The following is a 20,739-nucleotide window of genomic DNA, read 5'->3' as shown; positions in this document are numbered from 1 at the left end:
GGCGGCAACCGGCAAAAAACCCGGTGGCGGGGCGGGCCAACAACTCGCGGCGGGCAGATTACCCCTGCGGCTAAGTCTTTCAGCAGCAGATTCTGGGCCGCCGGGCCGCTTAGAAGCTCAACAACTCCGGCCCGGCGCGGCCCGTTTGAGGCAGAAGCTAACCATTTATTTACCCTACCCTATTGCCATGAACCGTTCCTTTTTTCGCCCTACCCTCGCTTTATTGCTCAGCACCAGCCTGCTCACGCTGGGTACGGGCTGCGTGTCGCAGAAGAAATACACCGCCCTGCAAAGCCAGTACGACGAGCTGACCAAGTCGCGGGAGCAGCTCCAGGCCCAGAAAACGGCCCTGGAGCAGGACAAAGCCCGCAGTGAGGATGCGCTGCGCTCCAGCCTGCTCAACAAAAATCAGCAGGTCAACCAGCTCAACGACAACCTCAGCGGGGCCCAGGCGGCCAATACCCAGCTCTCGGCCGACCTGCGCTCCAAGGAGCAGCGCATTGCCGAAATGCAGCGCATCCTCGACCAGAAAGACGCCGCCGTGAAGGCCCTGCGCAAGAAAGTGGGCGACGCCCTGCTCGGCTTCAACGCCAACGACCTGCAGGTGAACGTGCGCAACGGCAAGGTCTACGTGTCCTTGTCGGAGCAGCTCTTGTTCAAGTCGGGCTCCACCAAAGTGGACCCCAAAGGCCAGGAAGCCCTCAAAAAGCTGGCTACGGCCCTGCAGGGCAACCAGGACGTGAACGTCCTGGTGGAAGGCCACACCGACAACGTGCCCATCACCAAAGGCACCCTGGGCATGAAGGATAACTGGGATTTGAGCGTGCTGCGGGCCACCGAAATTACCCGAATCCTGACTGAGTCGGGTCTGAACCCGGCCCAGGTAACGCCCTCGGGCCGCTCGCAGTACGTGCCGGTGGCGGCCAACACCACCCCGGCCGAAAAAGCCCTGAACCGCCGCACCGAAATCATCCTGACGCCCAAGCTCGACGAGCTGTTCCAGATTCTGGAGGCCAACTAAGGACCTTCCCAGCCACTAGCAGGGTCAGCTACCCACGGGCCGACTTTCCTGGCAACTGCATACAAAAAGCTCAGCCGGTGGCTGAGCTTTTTGTTTAGGGCAATCTACTAGCCGCGGAAGGCCTTGCCGGCTTCCTAATCAGCCAGGGCAAACTCGCGGATATTTTGCCACTGCCGGCCGTCGTGGCGAAACAGCACGAGGCTATGCACCTCGAAACAGGCCTCGTAGTGCCGGGCCTGAAACAGGGGCCGCAGCTCGGGCACGGCGGCCGGGGGCAGGTCCCGGGTAGCCAGGGTCATGTGGGGCGTGAAAGGGCGGGTTTCGCGCGGCACCTGGGGCAAGTGCCCGGCGCACCACTCCGTCAGGGCCGCGTGAAAGGCTTTGACGGCCTCGGCCGGCTCCACGTGCACATACAGGGTGCGGTTGCCAAACCAGCGGAAGTCGCGCAGGCCTACCGAAAAAGTGGACTGCGAGCCCGCAAACTCGGTTAAGGTCTGCGCGGCGGCGGCCTCAAACGTGGCGGGCTGGCGCAGGGGCGGAATCAGGGTAATGTGGGGCGGCAGGCGCACGGCGTTGCGGCTGCCGGTACGCTGATGCACTTCCTGCTTCAGGGCCCATACCTGGGAAAACACGGGCTCGGGCGGCAGCAACGCCAGCAGGTACAGCGACGATGGTGGAGAAGAGGGGGGCTGGTTCACGCTACGTTGAACGGCAAAACCGGCCGCCGGGATTACGAATCCCCCGACGGCCGGTTCCCCGTTCTTTAGCCAGAATATACTGCCTGGCCAAGGGCGGTTAGTACGACAAGCTGGCCGCCTGGCGCAGATAGGTGGGCTCCTGCAGCTGCCCAAGCATGAAGTCGGCCACGTCGGCCCGGGAGATTTTGATTTTCAGGCCTGAAGCCGAAGCGGGAAAGCCGTGGCGGTACGTGCCCGTGCGCACACCGTCGGTGAGCGTAGCCGGGCGGGCAATCGTCCAGGCCAGTGGGCTGCGCTGAATATAGCTTTCCTGCACCTCAGAATCGGCGAAGGCCTGGCGCAGAAACAGCGGCACGATAAAGTACTTGTAGGAAAAAGGCAGCGCGGCCCGGCTGTCGCCCATGCCCAGAGTGGTCAGGCAGATAAAGCGGGAAACCTGGCTGGCTTCCATTGCCTGCAGAATGTGGCGGGTGCCCACCGAGCGCACAGCTCCTTTCTGGGTGGCTGGGGCTCCCAGGGCCGACAGCACGGCTTCGTGCCCGGGCATGGCGGCCAGCACGGCTTCGTAGTCGAGCACGTCGCCCTGCACGGTGCGCAGCCGGGGGTGAGTAATGGCCAGCTTGGCGGGGGTGCGGGCAAAGGCCGTTACGTGGTGGCCGGCATCGAGGGCTTGGGCGACCAGCTGACGACCCGTGCCGCCGGTTGCTCCGAAAATAAGTAGGTTCATGGTGCGGAGAAGTTTGGTTCTCTGCAAAGCACCACTTTCCGAGGCCCAGAAAATAGAACAAAACCGCCAAATACGCTTAAAGCACCAGGGTCAGGTTTTCAAGGACTTCCCGCGTGCGGGTAGCGTACTGGTGGGGGGCTACCCCGGCAAACTCCCGAAAGGCGCGGATATGGTGCGACTGGTCGGCGTAGTCGTTGGCCAAGGCCAGATCCGAAAGCTTGTCGTACTGAGCGGCGCGCAGCTGGGTCAGCGTGGTCTGAAACCGGCAGATCCGGGCAAAGAGCTTGGGTGATACGCCCACGTATTCCTGGAATTTGCGCTGAAAGCTGCGCTCTGAAAACGGCAAGCCGGCCAGCAACTCGCCCAGCGGCAAGGCGCCCCGGCTGGCAATGAGCTGCTGCAGGGCGTACTGAATACCCGGCTCCAGGCTCGCCGGGGTGGTGCCCACCGCCCGCAGCAGAAAGACGCAGAGCTGGGCCAAGCGAGTATCCGGGCTTTCGATGCTTTGCAGCTGCTGCCGAAACCGGCGCCCCCCCGCCGGAAGCAGCTCCACGTCCAGGCAAGTATTGGTTAATTCATCGGCCCGCAGGTGAAACAGCAGCCGCTCGGTGCCCGGGTACAAGCAGGCCCCCAGCAGCGCAAACGCGCCCCCGGCCCGAAGCTGGGTGGCCCGCGTCGCCTGTCCATAGAGCAGAACCTCGGGCCAGAGCTTGCCGACCGGGTCGCAGATGGGCGCTGAACCCGCGGCCTGCAGAATCAGCCCCGGGCAGCCATCCACGATGGTGTGAAACGTGGCGGGCTCCGGGGAGGAATGTTCCAGCCGCCAGAAGTAGCGGACATAGGCTTGAAGCGGCTCCGGCGGCGCAAACTGCTGAAAGTGCATAACAGGTGAGTCAGAAGCTCAACAACGATAACCCAAGGCCCTCCCCGGCTATTCCGGTGCGGGGAAGTGCAGCAAGGTACTGGTTTTTCAAAAACCTGATAGTCAAGAACCTTCCTCAGCAGACTCCTGGATATTCTCCTGGTATTGTATTCAGCAAGGCGGCGGGCGGAAAGCTGGGGCCGGATGGCCTTTCCCCAGTGGCAGCTACCAAAAAGCCTCGCCCGGCTGGTACTACCAACCGGGCGAGGCTACACGGATTCAACCCGAAATACCGCTTACAACCCGTATTTGCTGAGCAGATAAATCAGCGAGGCCATGCTGGCGCCGCCCAGCTCCAGCTCCCGGCGGTTGACTTTGTTGAAGGTGTCGGCGGCGGTGTGGTGGATGTCGAAGTAGCGCTGGTCGTCGCAGTCGTAGCCGATGAGGGCTTTGGCCTGGTCTTTCAGGGGCTCGATGTCGGTGCCGGAGTGGCCGGCCTTGAACTCGGTGCTGCCGTAGGGCCGGAACAGGGGCTGCCACTGCTGTACTTTCTTCACCGTCGCGGCCGGCGCCTCGATGTTGAAGCCCCGGGGCGTGAAGCCGCCCCCGTCCGACTCCATGGCGGCCAGGTGCTGCTCGCCGGCGGCCTTGGTCAGCTCGGCGTATTTAGTGCCGCCCCGCACCCCATTTTCCTCGTTCATAAACAGCACCGCCCGCACCGTACGCTCGGGCTTGAGGCCGGTGGCTTTGAGCAGGCGCAGGGCCTCGATGCTTTGCACGCAGCCCGTGCCGTCGTCGTGGGCGCCCTGGGCCAGGTCCCAGGAGTCGAGGTGGCCGCCCACGGCAATAACCTCATTGGGGTATTTGGAGCCCTTGATTTCGCCCACCACGTTGTAGCTTTTCACCTCGGGCAGGGTCTGGCAGCTCATTTCCAGCTCGAAGCTCAGGCCCGGGTCGGCTTTGAGCAGCTGGCTGAGCCGGTCGGCGCCGTCGGTGCTCAGGGCGGCCGCCGGAATCTTGGTCACCTTCTCGTCGTAGCGCATGGTGCCGGTGTGGGGAAAGTCGTCGTGGGCCAGGGTCAGGGAGCGAACCAGGGCCCCCACGGCCCCGCGCTTGGCGGCCTCAATGGCCCCGTTGCGGCGCTGGTCGCCGGCGTCGCCGTAGGCCTGGCCGGTTTCGATGAAGGTCGGGTTCATAGGGCGGTTGAAGAGCACGAACCGGCCCTTGACCTGGTCGTCGGGCAGAGCGGCCAGCTCGGCCCAGCTTTTGACTTCCACCACCTGGGCCCTGATTTTGCCATTGGTACCCACCGAGCCGCCCAGGGCGCAGACGTTCATTTCCACGCCCTTGCCCTTGGCGGGCTTGATTTCGGCCTTCTCCTTGGCCCCGCGCACCCAGTGGGGCACCATTACTTCCTGCAGGTACACCCGGTCGAGACCCAGCTTTTCCATCGTGGTCTTGCCCCACTGCACGGCTTGCTCGGCCTGGGGCGAGCCGCTCAGGCGGCCCCCAATCTGCCCGGTGAGGTAGCGCAGGTTTTCGTAGCTCTGCCCCCGCAGCAGGGCCTCATCGTAGATTTTGCGCAGGGCCAGGGAGTCGTTTTTAGTGCCGGCCACCGTTTGGGCCTGGGCCGTAAGCGTCAGAAAACCAAGGCCGGAGAGCAGCAGTCCGCGGCGGAAGAAAGAGCGCATAGCAGAAGAAATTCAGCGAGTTGAAAAACGGATAAACGGGCCTCGGCGGGCCTATTTCAAGCCCGTGGCGCCGGGCTAAGGTAACAGGAAACGCGGGTGGGCTGCGTCGGGTGGCTACTTTTTTGGCAGCAGGCCCCGCTCCCGCAGCACCGGTGCCAGGGGCCCCTTGCGCCGAATCAGGGGTAGCAGCTCCTCGTAGGGCAGCACCACTTCCAGAAACCGGTCGGCCTTGTCGTCGAGCGGCTTGCTCAGGGTGGGCGCATCCCGGTCGTCGTAGGTGAAGACCAGGCCCGCGGGGGCCAGCACGAAGCCTCCGGTGGGCAGCTTCGGGGCGGGCCCGCCGAGGGGCCCGTAGCCGGGGGCGGCGGCCAACGCCCGCTTCAAACCCCGCCGAAACAGCTCCAGCAGGCGTTTCTTGTAGTCGGCCACCAGCAGGTCCGGCAGGCGCAGGCGCTGCCCGGTCCGCAGGTCGAAGGTGGCCCCGTCGTACCACTCGTGGGGCTCGTAGTAGGGTCCCTGCTGGAAGCTGGTCACGCGCATCACCGAGAGCAGGTTGTTGCCATTATAGACCACGTCACTGTAGCTGTGAAACTGGTAGCGGTTGTACTGCTGCTGGCGGCGGGCCAGCAGGGTGTCCAGGTACAGGGGCATCAGGTCCGGGGCAAACGGGGCGGCCAGGGCCCGGCGCAGACGCTGCTCGGCCCCGGGGTTCTGGGGCAGGCTGACCCGCACGTAGAGCTGGTGAAAAAAGGCCGAGTCGCGGGGAATGTAGCTCGTGTCGCGCCGCACGGTGTAGCGCCACATTTCCCACAGGTCCTGCTCGTAATGGGCGGCGCCGGCGTAGGTTTCGCGCAGCACAAACGGGTACTGGTGGCGGCCATCGGCATTTTCCCAGGTGCCCTTGAGCTGAGCCGCCGCCTTGGTTGGCAGGCGCAGGCGGCCGGTCAGGTCGCCCGCCGGGGTTTCGCACAGATTCAGCGTGCGGGCCCCCCGGCGCGCGTCGAGGCGCACTTCCAGCCAGCGGCCGGCCCGGTCGTAGTAAAACCCGCCCACGTAGCTGCCGTTGGCCGAGTCCAGCTCCACCGTCACGGACTGCTTGCCGATGGTACCCCGCAGGCGGCGCGGCCCGGGATACCGCTCGTGCGCCAGCAGATTAGGGCGGGCCGCACTATCCAGGGGCCCGATCAGACTGAACTTGCGGGCCAGGGTATCGACCACCACGGGCACCAGAACCGGCTTCCGGGAGCTGTCCGGGGGCAGGGTAACGCCCTGGGCCGCCGACCAAAACCGACCACTCAGCAGCCCTAGTACCAGCAGCAGACGAATTCGGTTCATTTGGCGGGCACGGGTACCGGGGCCGCGCCGTACTGCCGGGCCGTGGCCGTAGCCGGGCCCGCGGCGGGCAGCTTCACTTCCAGCAGGTAGCTGAACTCATTGTCCTGCACCGTGGGCACGGGCCGGGTGGCACCCAGGGCTTCGGCCGTTTCCAGAATCGTGTTGGAGTGGCCCACGACCAGCACCTTTTTACCCGCAAACTCGGTTTTGATTCGCTCGACCAACGCGCTTTGCTGCTTGGCATCGTACACCTGGGGCGTGAGGCCGAGCTGCTGGGCCAGGGGCGCCGCCGTGGTGCGGGTACGGGTGGTGTTGGTGGTAAAAATGGCCGCAATGGGTTGCTTGCCCAACTGCTCGCGCAAGGCCAGGGCCCGTGCCTCTCCGGCCGGGGTCAGGGCCGGGTCGGGCAGGCCGGGCGTGGGGTCCTTCTCGGCGTGGCGCACGATGTAGACGGTCGTCACGGCCGCGGCGCCGGGCTTGGACGCGGCGCAGCCCAGCAGGCCCAGCCACAGCGCGAACAGCAGGCCGCTCAGAGCCCAAACTCGATTGGTACCAGCAAGGCGAAAGGCGAATTTCATAGAACGGGGCGGGTTATTTCAAACTCAGAATCTGTTGCAGCTCGGCGGCCGACACGGTCAGCAAGCCGACTTTGGGCAGCCGCTCGGTGAGGGTGCGCCAGTTGGGCTCCTGCCGGAAAATGGACCGCAGCAACGCCAGCGCGGCGGGTAGCTGCTGCTTGTTGGCCAACGTAATGGCGTGCCAGTACTGCATTTCCAGGTTCTTGGGGAACATCTTCTCGGCCGCCTCATACTCCTGAATGGCCCGGGGCATGTCATTCTTCTCCACGGCCAGGTCGCCGGCATTCATATGGTCGTAGGCGCGGGTGAGGCGCAGCAGGCGGGCCAGCTCGGGCAGCGGGGCCGGGTTGTCTTCCACCCGCAGGTCGATGAGCCGGTCGTCCCAGGGCGCGGCCGTGGCTTTGCCGCGCACCACCAGCAGGGCCGCCGACTGCCGCCCCCGGATGTCGCCGCCCGCGGCCTGGGCCGCGTCCAGGGCCGACAGCACCCGCTCGGCGAAAGGTAGCTGGGCATTTTTCTCGTAGGCCTGGGCCATGGCGGGCCACACTTTATCGGTGAGCATCATGTTGGCCTGCACCGAAAACTGCTTGCCCTGCTGGTGGCCGGCCATGTCCACGCACTTCTTGCCGGTGTGGGTGGCCACGTTGCCCTGGGCGTCGAGGATGGCCACCTGGCGCACGTCGCGGCCTTCGTCGGTGGCCAGCAGCTCGTCGAGGGCCTGCTGGGCGGTTTTGCCGCTTTTGAGCAAGGCCAGGCCCCGGGTGCCAAACGACTTGTTGGTAAACGACTGGGTGGCTACCACGCCCACCCCGGCCTCGCCCCAGCTCACGGCCGTGCCCACCGAAAACCAGTGGCTTTGCACGGCCACGGCCATGTCGCCGGTGGCCGGGTCGCGGGCGACGATGGAAAACGTGTGGGCCAGCGGGTCGGAAGCGGTGTAAACCTGGGCCGTGGCGCGCTGGCCCAGGCCGAGGGCCAGCAGCAGCGCCACGAAAAAGCGGGATTTGAGCAGCATCAGAAAAGGGGGTAGCAGGAGGAAGTAGACGGGCAAGATAACGCACAAACGCGGTTAGGCCCGCCAGGCTTCTTGCGAAAGCAGTCATCACGCCCCGCACGACCGTCATAACCTCTTGCACGACTGTTATAAGGCTTCGCACGGTCGTCACAAGGCTTCGCAAAGCTGTCATAAGGCTTCGCAGGGTCGTCACAACCCGTCGCACGGTCGTCATAAGGCTTCGCACGCGTGTCACACCTCGTCGCAAGTGCGTCACAACGTGTCGCACTTGCGACCGAGCCTATCACAGGGCCGTCACAACCCGTCGCACGACTAACTCAGCCTATCACGCACCGTGTCCGAGCCCGAATCCCCCAAAAATGCCGAGCCCCGAAACGTTATTTCGGGGCTCGGCATTTTTGGATGAAATCCTTACTTCCTACTGGCTTTCTTGGCGGGCTGCGCGGCTTTGGCCGGCTGGGCGGGCTGCGGGGAAGAGGCTTTTTTGGTCGCCACGTTGGCCTTCGATTCTTCCCCATTCAGGGCCAGGCTCCACTGCTCGTTCATCTGGGTGATGCCGTGCAGGGCCGTCAGGTCGAACTGGCAGGGCACGATGGAAATGTAGTTGTGGGCCAGGGCAAACTCGTCGGTGTCCTCGCCCTGGTCTTCGTTCACAAAGTTGCCGATAAGCCAGTAGTAGGGGCGCTTGTGGGGGTCGAGGCGCACGTCGAATTCCTCGGCCCACTTGGCCCGGGCCTGGCGGCAGAGCTTAGCCCCGGCAATGGGCTGCGCCTGCTTCTTGGGGAAATTCACGTTCAGGGCCGTGCCCACCGGAATGCCGTTTTGCAGGGCCTGGCGGGTAATGTGCTCGACCCACTCTTCGGTGTGGGAAAAATCGGCCTCGTGGCCGTAGTCGCACAGCGAGAAGCCGATGGCGGGCAGGCCCTCAATGGCAGCTTCAATGGCGGCCGACATCGTGCCCGAGTACAGCACGTTCACCGAGGAGTTGGAGCCGTGGTTGATGCCCGACACCACCAAATCGGGGTTGCGGTCCTTGAGCACCATGTGCTTGGCCAGCTTCACGCAGTCGGCCGGGGTGCCGCTGCACTCGTAGGCCTCGATGCCCGGGAATATGGTGCTCGGGTCCAGGCGCAGGGAGCTGCCAATGGTAATGGCGTGGCCCATACCCGACTGCGGGGAGTTGGGCGCCACGACCACCACCTCGCCGATGCGGCGCATCACGCGCACGAGCATGGCAATGCCGGGGGCCGTGATGCCGTCGTCGTTGGAAATCAGAATCAGCGGTTTGCGGGCTTTAGCACTCACGGGCGGCTTGGGTTAAGGGTCAGAAAGGTGGGGCAAAGGTAGCCAAGGCGGACGTTTGGCCGGTTATGCCTACGTAAAGCCGGGGCTTTCGTCAACGCTAAACTCGTCCCACCCGTATTTCCTGCCAACCATGACCATCTCCACTCCTATTATAGCCGGCGCCCTGCTGCTGGCTCTGCTCAGTGCCTGCGACTCGCCCGCGGGCCGCACCCCAACGGCCTCCTCGGGCTCCGAAGCCCCGTTTGCCGGCGGCTCGGGCGCCACCGACCCGGCCGCGCTCAGCCCCTCGGCCACCCGCCTGCCCGATTCGCTCCACCTAATTAGCCCTAGCCAGGTGGGCCGGCTGCGCCTGAACATGAAGGAAGCGGAGCTGCTGGCCGTGGTGCCGGCCGCCCAGCTCACCAAAACCACCTATTCCTATAAAGGAGCCACCTACCCCGCCTACCGCCTGCGCGACGCCCAGCAGCCCCAGGCGCCCGAAACTGTGCTGGAGTTCATCCGCAGCGGCCCCGACTCGGCCCTCACCCTGCGCCGCATCCGCATCTACGACCCGCAGTACCGCACGGCCGAGGGCATCGGGGTGGGCTCCCCGTTTGGGGCGGCCCGGCAGGTGTACGGCCTGACGCGGGTGCGCCAGGACGAAAATGACTTCGTGGCCATTTCGGGTCAGATGCGCATTGGCTGGATTCTGGACGAGAAGTCGCTGCCCGATAACCACGGCCCCGACATGAGCACGGCCGACATTCCGCCCGCCACCCGCATTATTGGGGTGCGGGTGCGCTAGTGCCGGATCAGCCCAATTGAAGCTCAGCCTTGGCAAGTATGGGATTCCACCATAATTCTTGTACTTTGGCAACGATGGGAGCTTTTCTATATAGCCTCGCTTCGCCCCCGCCCCACCTTCTAGCCCGTCCTTTCTTCCCCTATGGTCTTGTTTGAAAACCGCTACCGCACGCACGATTTGGGCTTATTACTGCTCCGCATCGGCATTGGGGTGATGTTTACCATTCACGGTTACCCCAAGCTGATGGGCGGGCCGGCAATGTGGACTCAGGTAGGAAGCGTGATGAAAATGGTGGGCCTGGACTTTGCCCCGGCCGCCTGGGGCCTGCTGGCCGCCGTGGCCGAGGCCGTGGGCGGGCAGCTGCTGGCCCTGGGGTTGTTTTTTCGCATTGCCTGCTTTCTGCTGCTGGTCACCATGATTATGGCCACCGTGATGCACGTGCTCAGCGGTGATGATTTCAACGCCTATTCCCACGCCCTGGAATCGGCGTTTCTGTTTCTGGGCCTGCTCTTCGCCGGCCCCGGCCGCTTCAGCCTCGACCAGGCCCTGTTCCCGGCCCGCCGCCGTTTGTATTAGGCAGGTAAACCAGAACGTCATTCCGAACGCAGCGAAGCGAAGTCGAGGAATCTCGCCGGCACTGCTACCGTATTTCCTCTGTCATCCTGAGCGCAACGCAATGAGCGAAGGACCTTCCTCGCCTAGCCCGCTATGGTTTCTACCAATGTGACGAAGTCTTTTTCCTAACTGAATAAAGCACTTTCTCACGTTGGCATAAACCTCGTCACTGAGGCGAGGAAGGTCCTTCGCTTTGCTTCGCGCCGCTCAGGATGACAGAATAAACAATGTGCCCCTGTTGGAAGCGCGTGCGCAGGCCCAAACCAGCATTTAGTTCTAGCTTCGCGGCTCTTTGCTACTTTCGCCTGCATGCTAGCTTTCCTGCTTTCCGCGCTCCTGGCCGTTTCGGCTCCCGCCACTCCCCCGGCGGCCGATTGGCGCACACCCTTTGAAAAGGGCAACGGCAATACCACCACGACCCACGCCGAGTGCATTGCCTACTACCAGCGCCTCGACGCGGCCTACCCCGAAGTCACCCTGCGCGAGGCCGGCACCACCGACATCGGCCAGCCCCTGCACGAGGTGGTCGTGTCCCTGGACGGCGACGCGGACCCGGCTTCGGTGCGGCAGAAAAACCGCCGGGTAGTTTTTATCCAAAACGGTATTCACCCCGGCGAGCCCGAGGGCATCGATGCGGCCATGATGCTGGCCCGCGACTACGTGCAGAAAAAGGAGCTGCGCCGGCAGTTGGAAAACGTGACCCTGGTCATCATCCCGATTTACAACGTGGACGGCTCCCTGGTGCGCAACTCCACCACCCGGGCCAACCAGAACGGGCCCGAGAGCTACGGCTTCCGCGGCAACGCCCGCAACCTGGATCTGAACCGCGACTATATTAAGCAGGACTCGCGTAATGCCCGCGCCTTTGCCCAGCTGTTTCAGCGCTGGCAGCCCGACGTGTACGTGGACACCCACACCTCCGACGGGGCCGACTACCAGTACACGATGACCCTCATTGCCACCCAGAAGGACAAGCTCCACCCGGTGCTGAGCCAGTATCTGCAGGGCCGCCTGCTGCCGGCCTTGTACGGGGGCATGACCAAGCGCAAGTCGCCGATGACGCCCTACGTGGACTTCGAGGGCCGCACGCCCGACGCCCGCGGCCTGCAGGGCTTTCTGGAAACCCCGCGCTACTCCACCGGCTACACCACGCTCTTCAACACCATCGGCTTTGTGACCGAAACCCACATGCTGAAGGCCTACACGCCCCGGGTGCGGGCCCAGTACGACTTCCTGGATTTGCTCGTGCGCTCGGTGCACCAGGATGCCGCCGCCCTGGCCGAGGCCCGCGCCACGGCCCAGGAGCAGCTCCGGACCCAGGCCCAGTTTCCCCTGGCCTGGGCCATTGACACGACGTCGTTCGAGAAAATCAGCTTCCGGGGCTACGAGGGCAAAACCAAGCCCAGCGCCGTGAGTGGGCAGCCCCGGCTGTACTACGACCGGCAGGCGCCCTACACCCGCCAGATCAACTACTACAACACGTTCCGGCCCACGGTGAGCGTCGCGCGGCCGGCCGCTTACCTCATTCCGCAGGCCTGGGGCGAAGTAGTGGACCGCCTGCGCCTGAACGGCGTGCAGCTCCGGCGCCTCACCCGCGACACGACCCTGACCACCGAGGTCTACTACATTGCCGACTACAAAACCGGCCAGCGCCCCTACGAAGGGCATTATCTGCACAACAAGGTGGAACTGCGCCCCGAACAGCAGCCCCTCACCTTCCGCCGCGGCGACTTCGTGGCCTTCCTCGACCAGCCCGCGGCCCGCTACCTCATCGAAACCCTGGAACCCCAGGCCACCGACTCGTTCTTCGCCTGGGGCTTCTTCGACTCGATTCTGCAGCAGAAAGAGTACTTCTCCGACTACGTCTTTGAAGACGTGGCCGCCGAGCTGCTCAAACGGGACCCGGGCCTGCGCGAGCGGCTTACTGGCCTGCAGAAGGCCAACCCCGCCTTTGCCGCCAGCGGCGCCGCCCAGCTCGACTTCATGTACCGCCAGTCGCCGAACTACGAAAAGTCTCACCTGCGCTACCCCGTCGTGCGCTGGTCGGGCGGTAAGCTGCCTACGGAATAGCTGTTCGTTGCTCGTTGTCAGTTGTCAGGAGCAGTCATCAGCCCGAACAAACCAGTGACAACGAACAACTACCCTCCCAACAACTAACAACCAACAACTAACAACTATAGAATGGCTGTTCTGGAGCTCGATAATCTTTCCAAGCGCTACGGCGGCACTACGGCGTTGCGCGGGCTGAGCCTGCAGGTGGAAGAAGGCAGCGTGTACGGCTTGCTGGGCCCCAACGGCAGCGGCAAAACCACCACGCTGGGTTTGGCCCTGGGCGTGCTGCGGGCCGATGGCGGCGCGGTGCGCTGGTTTGGGCAGCCCTTGTCGAGCCAAAGCAAGCGGCGGGTGGGGGCTTTGCTCGAAACGCCTAACTTTTTCCCCTACCTCTCGGCCCGCCAAAACCTGCTGCTGGCCGCCGACGTGAAGCGCGCCGACCCGCGCACCGTGGACGCGGCCCTGGAAATGACCGGCCTTACCGCCCGCCAAAACGACGCCTTCCGGGGCTTTTCGTTGGGCATGAAGCAGCGCCTGGCCCTGGCCTCCACCCTGCTCGGCCAGCCCGACGTGCTGGTACTCGACGAGCCCACCAACGGCCTCGACCCCCAGGGCATTGCCGAAGTGCGGGAGCTGATTCAGCGCCTGGCCGCCCAGGGCAAAACCATCATCATTGCCAGCCACCTGCTGGATGAAATTGAAAAGGTGTGCACCCACGTAGCGGTGCTGCAGCGCGGGGAGCTGCGCACGGCCGGCCCGGTCAGCAGCATCCTGGCCTCCGCCGACCGGGTGGTGCTGCGCGTGGAGCCCGACCTGAGCCCGGCTTCTTTGCTGCACGCCCTGGGCCAGCTGCCCTGGGTGAGCGACGTGCGCCCCGAAACCGGCGGGGGCCACAGCGCCGTGCTGGCCCCCGGCCACTCGGCCGCCGAGCTGAACCGGGCCCTCTTCGCCAGCGGCGTGGTGCTCTCCGGCCTCGAAACCCGCCACCGCAGCCTCGAAGCCCAGTTCCTGGAGCTCACAAGGTGAGCTGGTGCACTGGTGAGTTGTCGTTCGGCTAGCGCGGCCTCGCGCATTCAGAACGACAACTCACCAGTGCACCAGTGCGCCATTTCACAACTTCACATTTCACTATTCCATGAAAGCTGAGCTTCGGAAAATTCTACCCTACCGCACCGTGTGGGTTATCTTGCTGCTATACGTGGTGCTGCTGGCCGGCTTCGTGTCGGTGGGCGGCAGCGTGACGGTCAACGGGCAGCAGCTGGGCAACACGCTGTACCAGTTTCCCGAGCTCTGGAACCGGCTCAGTTACGTGGCCAGCTACTTCAACCTGCTGCTGGGCATCTTGCTCATCATCCTCATTACCGACGAATATCAGTTCCGCACCTTCCGCCAGCAGGTCATCGACGGCAGCTCGGTGGCGGGCCTGGTGCAGGGCAAGCTGGCCGTGTCGGGGCTCTTGGCGCTGTACGGCATGCTGGCCGTGCTCGGCGTTGGGTTCTTCCTGGGCCTCACCCGCTCCCCCGAAACCCTGGGCCGGGCTCCCGAAACCCTGGGCGCGGTGCTGCTCTACGGTGTGCAGGCCCTGGGCTACGTGTCGTTGGCCGGACTGCTGGGCTTTCTGCTGCGCAAGGCCGGCCCGGCATTTTTGGGCTTTCTGCTCTACGCCTGGGTTGTGGAGCCCCTGGTGCGCTTTGGCACCCCCGACCAGCTCGACCGGTTCTTTCCCGTCAAGGTGCTCGACAGCCTCACGCCCACGCCGGGCCGGGAGCTGCTGGCTACGGTCACGGGGCCGTCCAGCGCCCTGCTGCCCACCCAGGCCGCCCCGCTGGCCCTGGTCTACATTGCCTTGTTCTGGCTACTGAGCTACCTGCTGCTGCGCAGCCGCGACTTGTAAGTTCCTCGTTGCCTACAACCAAAAAGGAGCCCCGACCAGTGGTCAGGGCTCCTTTTTATTGGTGGCTTAAACCAGATTCGGTTCAAGGTTTGGGCTGCAGGGAATTGGCGTAGTTAACAATAAAGGCCAGCTCCCGGGGGTCCGAGAAGTCGAGCTTGTTGTCTTTGGCGTACTGCTCAATCTGCTTGGCCTGCTGGCGGAAGGCGGCCAGCAAATCCTTCTTGGGGTTGCGCAGGGGCAGCACGTTGCCGCTGGGCAGGCCCAGGTAGAAAGCATCCTTGATTTCCCGGTAGTACGAGGTGCGGGGCACGCCGTAGGGGTTATAGCCGTAGCCACCGTACATGGGTCCGTTGTTCACGGCCCGCTCCACCAGGGCCTCGCGCCGCAGTAGAATGTTGGGGCCGCCGCTGAGCTGCTCAAAAAAAGCCGGCGACTTGAAGTCACTGTAGTCGTTGTCGTGGTTCCAGCGGTAGGTCCGGAACACGCGCACCAGGCTGGTGTCGACCCGTTCGCGCCGGGGCCGGGGCGGCATGTTGTAATACGGGCTGCCGTAGTAGTAGCCCGAGCGGGCGTCGTAGAAATCGTCGTAGTAGTTGCGGCGGTCGGCCTGCTGCCCCTTCACGGCAAAGCTCTGCACGGCCACGGCCGAGAGCGTATTGACCGTGTTGTCGGGCATCGTCAGCCGAATCACGTCCTCGTTGCGGTGCAACGCCAGCGGGCCGCGCAGCGTGTCGCCGGTAGTCAGCAGCACGGTGCTGCCCCCAAACTCCTGGGTGAAGTTGGCCCGCTGCTGGGCCGCGGCCGGCGTGGTCGCGCCCAGGCTCAGCCCGACGGCCACCAGCACGATTCCGAGAGAGTAGCGTAGTGTTTTCATAGCGAAAGAAAGATACCCGAAAAAACCGTTTTCCCCGCCAGTCGAGCCTCTTTCGGGCGCAGCTCGCGCGGTGAAAGGCCCGGCTGGGGCAGCTTTTTTCGTAACCCGTACCATCTCGCCCGGGTTCACGCGGCCCGCGGGTTTTTCGGGGGCGCCGCGCCGCTCTTACCGGGCCGGGGGCTGCAGCTCACTGGTCTGGATCTGCTCGGGCAGGATCGAGTGCCAGGAGTAGTAGAGGTCGGCGCTGAATTCACGGACCTGGTACTGGGTAATGGCGTAGGTAGCCTCGTAGCGGGTGGCGCAAAAAACGCCCTGCGTTAGCACAATTTGTAGCTGCTCATCCAAGGAAAGGCCACAAAACGATTCGTGAGTGAGAGACATAACAGTAATGGGTAAGTAGGCAATCTGCTATATAGGATAGCTACATAACGTACTTTTTACAGAATAGCTGCATGGCGAAGAACAATGGATTCCCGAAGGCACCTGGCTCCTACCTTGCCAGCCTTGTTGGTTACGGCCGACCGCGCATGATTTGCTGGATTATTTCAGCCGTCAGATATTCCCGCCGGTCGATATTCAGTCGTGGGTCATTAAAGCCCCGAGCCGCCGCCCACTTTTCCTCGAATATTGCCTGAGTGCTCCTATCCTGCTCCGTCAACAAGGTCGCGTCCAAGCGTAAGTCGGATAAGTAGCAGGTACCCGCAATTCTATCGTTGACCCACTCAATGTAAGAATACAGCAGGATAACCCCTCCCGAATTATCAACGAGTTCGTTCACCTGCCGAATGGGCTCATTGTGCTCGTCGTACTCCACGAAGGCCCGCCCTTCCCCGAATTGGTCATCCGCGCAGAAAAATTGGCAGTACGTATTCATTACCTGGTTAAAAGCAAACTTATCAGGCACCTGACCTGGGCGCGGCAGCGGCCCAACTGACGTGAGAATCATCCGCAAAAAAGCCCGCACTACTTTTGGCAGAGCGGGCTTTCGGATTTAATCAGGCGGAGGTGCTACCCTACAGATATGGCCGCGTCGGGGTCGGCGTGGGGGTGGCGGTCCTTGGTCAGGATGGTGTGGCCCAGCTTGTCGCGCTTGGTGGTCAGGTAACGCTCGTTGTGCTGGTTGGCGGCAATTTCAATCGGCACCGTTTCCACGATTTCCAGGCCGTAGCCTACCAGGCCGGTACGCTTGCGGGGGTTGTTGGTGAGCAGGCGCATCTGGCTGATGCCCAGCTCGCGCAGGATCTGGGCGCCCACGCCGTAGTCGCGCTCATCCATGCCGAAGCCCAGCTCCAGGTTGGCTTCCACCGTGTCGCGGCCCTGTTCCTGGAGCTTGTAGGCCCGCAGCTTGTTGAGCAGCCCAATGCCGCGGCCTTCTTGGTTCATGTACACAATCACGCCCCTGCCCTCGGCCTCGATGCGCTCCATGGCCCGGTGCAGCTGGGGGCCGCAGTCGCAGCGGCAGGAGCCGAAGATGTCGCCCGTGACGCAGCTGCTGTGCACGCGCACCAGCACGGGCTCGTCGCCCGAAATGTCGCCCTTAACCAGCGCCAGGTGCTGGGCGTTGGTGGAGCGCTGGGTGAAGGCCACCAATTCAAAGTCGCCGTGCTCAGTGGGGAGCTGCACCGCAATTTCGCGGGTAATGAGGCTTTCCTTTTGCAGGCGGTACTTAATCAGGTCCTGCACCGAAATCAGCTTCAGGTCCCAACGCTTGGCCACTTCCTGCAGGTCGGGCAGGCGGGCCATTTCGCCATCGTCCTTCAGAATCTCGACCAGCACCCCGGCCGGCTCGAAACCGGCCAGGCGGGCCAGGTCGATGGCGGCCTCGGTGTGGCCGGCGCGGCGCAGCACGCCTTCCTTGCGGGCTTTGAGCGGGAAGATGTGGCCGGGCTTACCCAGCTCCTCGGGCTTGGTGTCGGGGTCAATCAGGGCCAGAATGGTCTTCGAGCGGTCCGAAGCCGAGATGCCCGTCGTCACGCCGTTCTTGAGCAAGTCGATGCTCACGGTGAAAGGCGTGGAATGCAAGGCCGTGTTGCGGCCTACCATCAACTCCAGGCCCAATTCCTCGCAGCGCTGCTCGATAAGCGGGGCGCAGACCAAACCGCGGCCGTGGGTGGCCATAAAGTTGATAACCTCGGGCGTGGCGCAGCGGGCGGCGCAGATAAAGTCGCCTTCGTTTTCGCGGTCTTCGTCGTCCACTACAATTACCACTTTGCCGGCGCGGATATCGGCAATGGCGTCTTCAATAGAGTCAAGCATAGGGTTGGGGGAGCAGGAGAGTAATGCCCCGGCAGCATAACCACCGACGGCGCCGCGAAGTTACGAGGGTTCGGCCGGCTTTTCGGCGTGGGCGGGGAAATGGGCTAGGCAGGAGCGCAATAGTAAGACGACCAGTAGCGCGAACTTTAGCTTCGCTGACCTCCGGTTGTAGTTCGCGTGCCAGAACGACTATTACTGCAACGATTCTAACGGCGCGGGCCACGCGAACTACAACCGGAGGTCAGCGAAGCTAAAGTTCGCGCTACTGGGCCAGCTCCTGCTGCAGGGCAGCAGCTTCGGCCAGCAGCTAGTACGAAGCGTTGCTTATACCGCCGAGCCAAAGCTTCGTCCTACTCCCCGAACAGCGCTTCCAGCTTGCCGGTGGCGGCGGCCCAGTTGTAGTGCTGGCGCACAAATTCCAGGCCGCGGGCGGCCAGAGCGGCGGCGGCTTCGGGCTCGGCCAGGAGCTGACTGATGCCGGCGGCCAGCTCCGGGGCCGACTTCCCCACCAGTAAATCCTGGCCGGGCACGCCGCGCAGGGCGTTGTTGGCCAGGGGCGTGGTGAGGCAGGGCAGGCGCATAGCCATGGCTTCGAGCAATTTGTTCTGCAGGCCCGTGCCCACCCGCATGGGCGCCACAAACACCCGGGCCGACGCATACGCATCCCGGATATCGGGCAGCCAGCCGCTGATGACCACGGCCTCCGAGGCCAGGGCCAGCACCCGGGGCGCGGGCGTGGTGCCGGCGATGAGCAGGCGGGCGCCGGGGTGCTGCTGCCGCACGAGGGGCAGAATTTCCAGGGCCAGAAACTCGGCCGCGTCCACGTTGGGGTGGTAGCTCATGTTGCCGCAGAACACCAGCGCGTAGTCCGGGGTGCGGGCGTCGTCGGGCTGGAAGAAATCGGTGTCGATGCCGTTGAGCACCACGTGAATCTGCTGGCGGCGCGGATGCTGGATGAGCTGGCGGTCCTGGTCGGAAATAATGGTATGGTGCCGAAACCACTCGAAAGCGGCAGCCTCGTAGGCGAGCAGGCGGCGGGCTTCGAGGCTGATGACGGGCCGCTGCCAGCCCGGGGCCTGGGTGGCGCGCCGCGCCATGCCGGCCGAAAACACGTCCATGTAGTCGAGCGTCATGGCAAACTTTCCGGCGTGGGGCCGCAGGTACTCGGCCATCCGGATGAGCTGGCAATACACGTGCTCGGGCCGGAACTCGCGCAGCAGCGCGTCGAGCCGGCGCTGGGCGGCCGCGTCGTAGAAGTAGCCGACCTGGGCCGGCAGGCCCTTAACCAGGGCCCGGGCCATGTTGAGGGCAATGCTGGGCTTACCCAGGGCATGCACGTGCAGGCCGCCCCGGCACAGGGGGCGCACGGCGGCGTACGACTCGTCGGTGACGGGCTCGTCGGTGAGGGCCAGCAGGCAGATTTCGTGGTGGCGGGCCAGGTGGCGCAGCTGGTGAAAGGCGCGGAGCTTGTCGCCCTTATCGAGCGGGTACGGAAACCGGGACAGCAGAACGAGCAGCTTCATCAGGCAGGCGAAAACTTAGGCGCGCGGGGCGAGTTGGGCGCGGCTCTGCGCAATGCTGTACAAATCCAGGAAGCCCTCGATAACCCGGCGGTTGTCGTAGAGGCGGGCAATGGTGCGGGCGGCCTCCTGCCCGATGGCCTGCTGATCCAGCTCGCCGTGGTAGTAGCGGCGCAGAAACTCAACCCAGGCCGAGGGTTCGTCGCCGAGCACGATGTCGAAGCCGTTGCGCACGAAGATGCCCTCCGAGCCCAGCCCGGTGCTGATGATGCACTTGCCCAGGGCCATGCCCTCGATAATTTTAATGCGCATGCCCCCGCCCGAGAGCAGCGGCACGATCATCACGTCGTACTGCTGCATGAACTCGGCGGCCGACTCCACGAAGCCGTGAACCACCACGTTGCGCTTGCTCAGGCTGTGCAGGCGGGCGGGCGTGTCTTTGCCGGCAATGTGCAGCTCGAGCTCGGGCAACTGCTCGTGGGCCTGGGGCCAGACGTTGGTGAGAAACCAGTCGAGGCCTTCCAGGTTGGGCAGCCAGTTCAGGGAGCCAATCATGAACAGCGTCCGGGGCTTGGCCTGGAGGGCGGGGTTGCGTTGGAAGCGGGTCAAATCGACGCCGGCGGGCACGAACACCACCGGCTCGGGGCAGCCCAGGGCCCGCAGGCGGCGCTGGTCGGGCTCGGTAATGGCAGCCACGGCGTCGAAGCGGGGCAGGAAATCTTCCTCAAACTTTTTCAGGCCCCGGGCCAGGTGGCGCAGATACAGGCGCTTGAGCGGGTTGGCTTCGCCCTCGGCCAGCATCTGCCAGATGGTGTACTCCACGTTGTGGGCCCGCAGCACCACCGGCAGCTTGGGATTTTCGCGCTTGATGACGTCCACGTACCAGGCCACGAAGGTGCCTTCCACCTGCACCACGTCGAACTGCTCGGTGCGCAGCAGCTCCACCAGCCGGGCCTCCACTGCGGGGCTGATAAAACGCTCCACGTTGTAGGGCACCGTGCCCACGAGCAGGTTTTTCAACGCTTTCACCGGCGAGAGGCTCGTATCGACGGGCACCGTCACGAGGCGCACGCCGGGCAGGTGGCTGAGCACCGCCTCGGACTGGAAGTGCTTGGGCGTGTTGATGGCCAGCACCGTGACGCGGTGGCCCGCGGCGGCCAGGCCGGCCGCCACGTCGTACATGGCAATGGCCCCGCCGTCATGGGGCGGAAACGGCACGCGCGGACAGAGTTGAAGAATGTGCACTACGAAAAACGAACGGTAGAGAGCAGGCGGGGCGGAGGGCAAAGCTACGCAGAAGCCTCCGGATGGCCGGTATTGCGGCGCGGCAAGGCCGAAAGAACGTTTGGACTGAGCCCGTTACGCAAGCCCGCAGGTGACGTTGTTTTATCTGTCCTCCTGAGGCGCAGCCGAAGGACCTTCCTCCCCTACCCCACGAGGGCTCAGTACCAACGTGCCAAGATGCTGGCTGAGCCTTTAATAGTGTAGTACCCGGCGTTAGGCGTTGACTTG

General features: G+C 64.1%; 20 protein-coding genes. 6 read left to right on the top strand and 14 right to left on the bottom strand.

Annotated features, from left to right (window positions below; translation table 11 throughout):
- Window positions 1-187 precede the first annotated feature (187 nt).
- Complete coding sequence (locus tag CLV45_RS08295) at window positions 188-1,021, top strand: OmpA/MotB family protein (RefSeq protein ID WP_100335895.1); 834 nt, start codon at window positions 188-190, stop codon at window positions 1,019-1,021.
- Between the two features lie 134 nt (window positions 1,022-1,155).
- Here the strand turns inward: CLV45_RS08295 and CLV45_RS08290 are convergent, their stop codons facing one another.
- The 8 genes from CLV45_RS08290 to surE form a co-directional block, all read right to left on the bottom strand.
- On the bottom strand, window positions 1,156-1,719 hold the full coding sequence (locus CLV45_RS08290; protein WP_157807367.1) for a 2'-5' RNA ligase family protein: 564 nt from the start codon (window positions 1,717-1,719) through the stop codon (window positions 1,156-1,158).
- A 97-nt stretch (window positions 1,720-1,816) separates the two neighbouring features.
- A complete protein-coding gene (locus CLV45_RS08285; RefSeq protein WP_100335893.1) occupies window positions 1,817-2,446 on the bottom strand; it encodes an NAD(P)-dependent oxidoreductase in 630 nt (209 codons plus the stop codon).
- A gap of 76 nt (window positions 2,447-2,522) precedes the next feature.
- Window positions 2,523-3,329 (bottom strand): AraC family transcriptional regulator, encoded by an 807-nt coding sequence (locus CLV45_RS08280; RefSeq protein WP_100335892.1) that lies wholly within the window; start codon window positions 3,327-3,329, stop codon window positions 2,523-2,525.
- A 275-nt stretch (window positions 3,330-3,604) separates the two neighbouring features.
- Window positions 3,605-4,999 (bottom strand): M20/M25/M40 family metallo-hydrolase, encoded by a 1,395-nt coding sequence (locus tag CLV45_RS08275; RefSeq protein WP_100335891.1) that lies wholly within the window; start codon window positions 4,997-4,999, stop codon window positions 3,605-3,607.
- 114 nt (window positions 5,000-5,113) lie between these two features.
- Window positions 5,114-6,334 (bottom strand): hypothetical protein, encoded by a 1,221-nt coding sequence (locus CLV45_RS08270; RefSeq protein ID WP_100335890.1) that lies wholly within the window; start codon window positions 6,332-6,334, stop codon window positions 5,114-5,116.
- On the bottom strand, window positions 6,331-6,912 hold the full coding sequence (locus CLV45_RS08265) for a phosphoglycerate mutase family protein (RefSeq protein ID WP_100335889.1): 582 nt from the start codon (window positions 6,910-6,912) through the stop codon (window positions 6,331-6,333). The genes CLV45_RS08270 and CLV45_RS08265 overlap by 4 nt, the downstream gene beginning before the upstream one ends.
- A gap of 13 nt (window positions 6,913-6,925) precedes the next feature.
- Window positions 6,926-7,927 (bottom strand): DUF1028 domain-containing protein, encoded by a 1,002-nt coding sequence (locus CLV45_RS08260; protein ID WP_100335888.1) that lies wholly within the window; start codon window positions 7,925-7,927, stop codon window positions 6,926-6,928.
- 411 nt (window positions 7,928-8,338) lie between these two features.
- Window positions 8,339-9,160: a 5'/3'-nucleotidase SurE gene (gene surE, locus CLV45_RS08255; RefSeq protein ID WP_245882860.1), complete on the bottom strand. Its 822-nt coding sequence runs from the start codon at window positions 9,158-9,160 to the stop codon at window positions 8,339-8,341.
- A gap of 202 nt (window positions 9,161-9,362) precedes the next feature.
- Between surE and CLV45_RS08250 the strand changes: the two genes are divergently transcribed.
- From CLV45_RS08250 to CLV45_RS08230, 5 genes are all read left to right on the top strand, one after another.
- Window positions 9,363-10,016, top strand: coding sequence for a hypothetical protein (locus tag CLV45_RS08250; RefSeq protein WP_100335886.1), 654 nt, complete (start codon window positions 9,363-9,365; stop codon window positions 10,014-10,016).
- 141 nt (window positions 10,017-10,157) lie between these two features.
- Entirely contained in the window at window positions 10,158-10,592 is a 435-nt protein-coding gene (locus CLV45_RS08245; RefSeq protein WP_100335885.1) for a DoxX family protein, read from the top strand.
- 348 nt (window positions 10,593-10,940) lie between these two features.
- The gene (locus tag CLV45_RS08240) at window positions 10,941-12,701 is read left to right on the top strand and encodes a M14 family zinc carboxypeptidase (protein WP_100335884.1); all 1,761 of its coding nucleotides are present in this window, start codon (window positions 10,941-10,943) and stop codon (window positions 12,699-12,701) included.
- 111 nt (window positions 12,702-12,812) lie between these two features.
- Window positions 12,813-13,709 (top strand): ABC transporter ATP-binding protein, encoded by an 897-nt coding sequence (locus CLV45_RS08235; protein ID WP_100335883.1) that lies wholly within the window; start codon window positions 12,813-12,815, stop codon window positions 13,707-13,709.
- Between the two features lie 109 nt (window positions 13,710-13,818).
- Complete coding sequence (locus CLV45_RS08230) at window positions 13,819-14,577, top strand: ABC transporter permease (RefSeq protein ID WP_100335882.1); 759 nt, start codon at window positions 13,819-13,821, stop codon at window positions 14,575-14,577.
- Between the two features lie 82 nt (window positions 14,578-14,659).
- Here CLV45_RS08230 and CLV45_RS08225 read toward each other — a convergent pair whose 3' ends face one another.
- From CLV45_RS08225 to CLV45_RS08200, 6 genes are all read right to left on the bottom strand, one after another.
- A complete protein-coding gene (locus CLV45_RS08225; protein WP_100335881.1) occupies window positions 14,660-15,451 on the bottom strand; it encodes a hypothetical protein in 792 nt (263 codons plus the stop codon).
- Window positions 15,452-15,616: 165 nt separating this feature from the next.
- Entirely contained in the window at window positions 15,617-15,832 is a 216-nt protein-coding gene (locus CLV45_RS08220; protein WP_157807366.1) for a hypothetical protein, read from the bottom strand.
- Between the two features lie 130 nt (window positions 15,833-15,962).
- Window positions 15,963-16,397, bottom strand: coding sequence for a hypothetical protein (locus tag CLV45_RS08215; RefSeq protein ID WP_100335879.1), 435 nt, complete (start codon window positions 16,395-16,397; stop codon window positions 15,963-15,965).
- Window positions 16,398-16,459: 62 nt separating this feature from the next.
- The gene (locus CLV45_RS08210; protein WP_100335878.1) at window positions 16,460-17,707 is read right to left on the bottom strand and encodes a bifunctional 3,4-dihydroxy-2-butanone-4-phosphate synthase/GTP cyclohydrolase II; all 1,248 of its coding nucleotides are present in this window, start codon (window positions 17,705-17,707) and stop codon (window positions 16,460-16,462) included.
- A gap of 350 nt (window positions 17,708-18,057) precedes the next feature.
- Window positions 18,058-19,230: a glycosyltransferase gene (locus CLV45_RS08205; RefSeq protein ID WP_100335877.1), complete on the bottom strand. Its 1,173-nt coding sequence runs from the start codon at window positions 19,228-19,230 to the stop codon at window positions 18,058-18,060.
- Between the two features lie 15 nt (window positions 19,231-19,245).
- Window positions 19,246-20,445 carry a glycosyltransferase family 4 protein gene (locus CLV45_RS08200; RefSeq protein ID WP_100335876.1) on the bottom strand — a complete coding sequence of 400 codons (1,200 nt, stop codon included), beginning with the start codon at window positions 20,443-20,445 and terminating at the stop codon, window positions 19,246-19,248.
- Between the last annotated feature and the right edge of the window lie 294 nt (window positions 20,446-20,739).

The organism is Hymenobacter chitinivorans DSM 11115, assembly GCF_002797555.1.
GTDB lineage: Bacteria > Bacteroidota > Bacteroidia > Cytophagales > Hymenobacteraceae > Hymenobacter > Hymenobacter chitinivorans.
The sequence above is the reverse complement of the archived record's forward strand: the minus strand, read 5'-3'. Positions and strand labels throughout refer to the sequence as shown.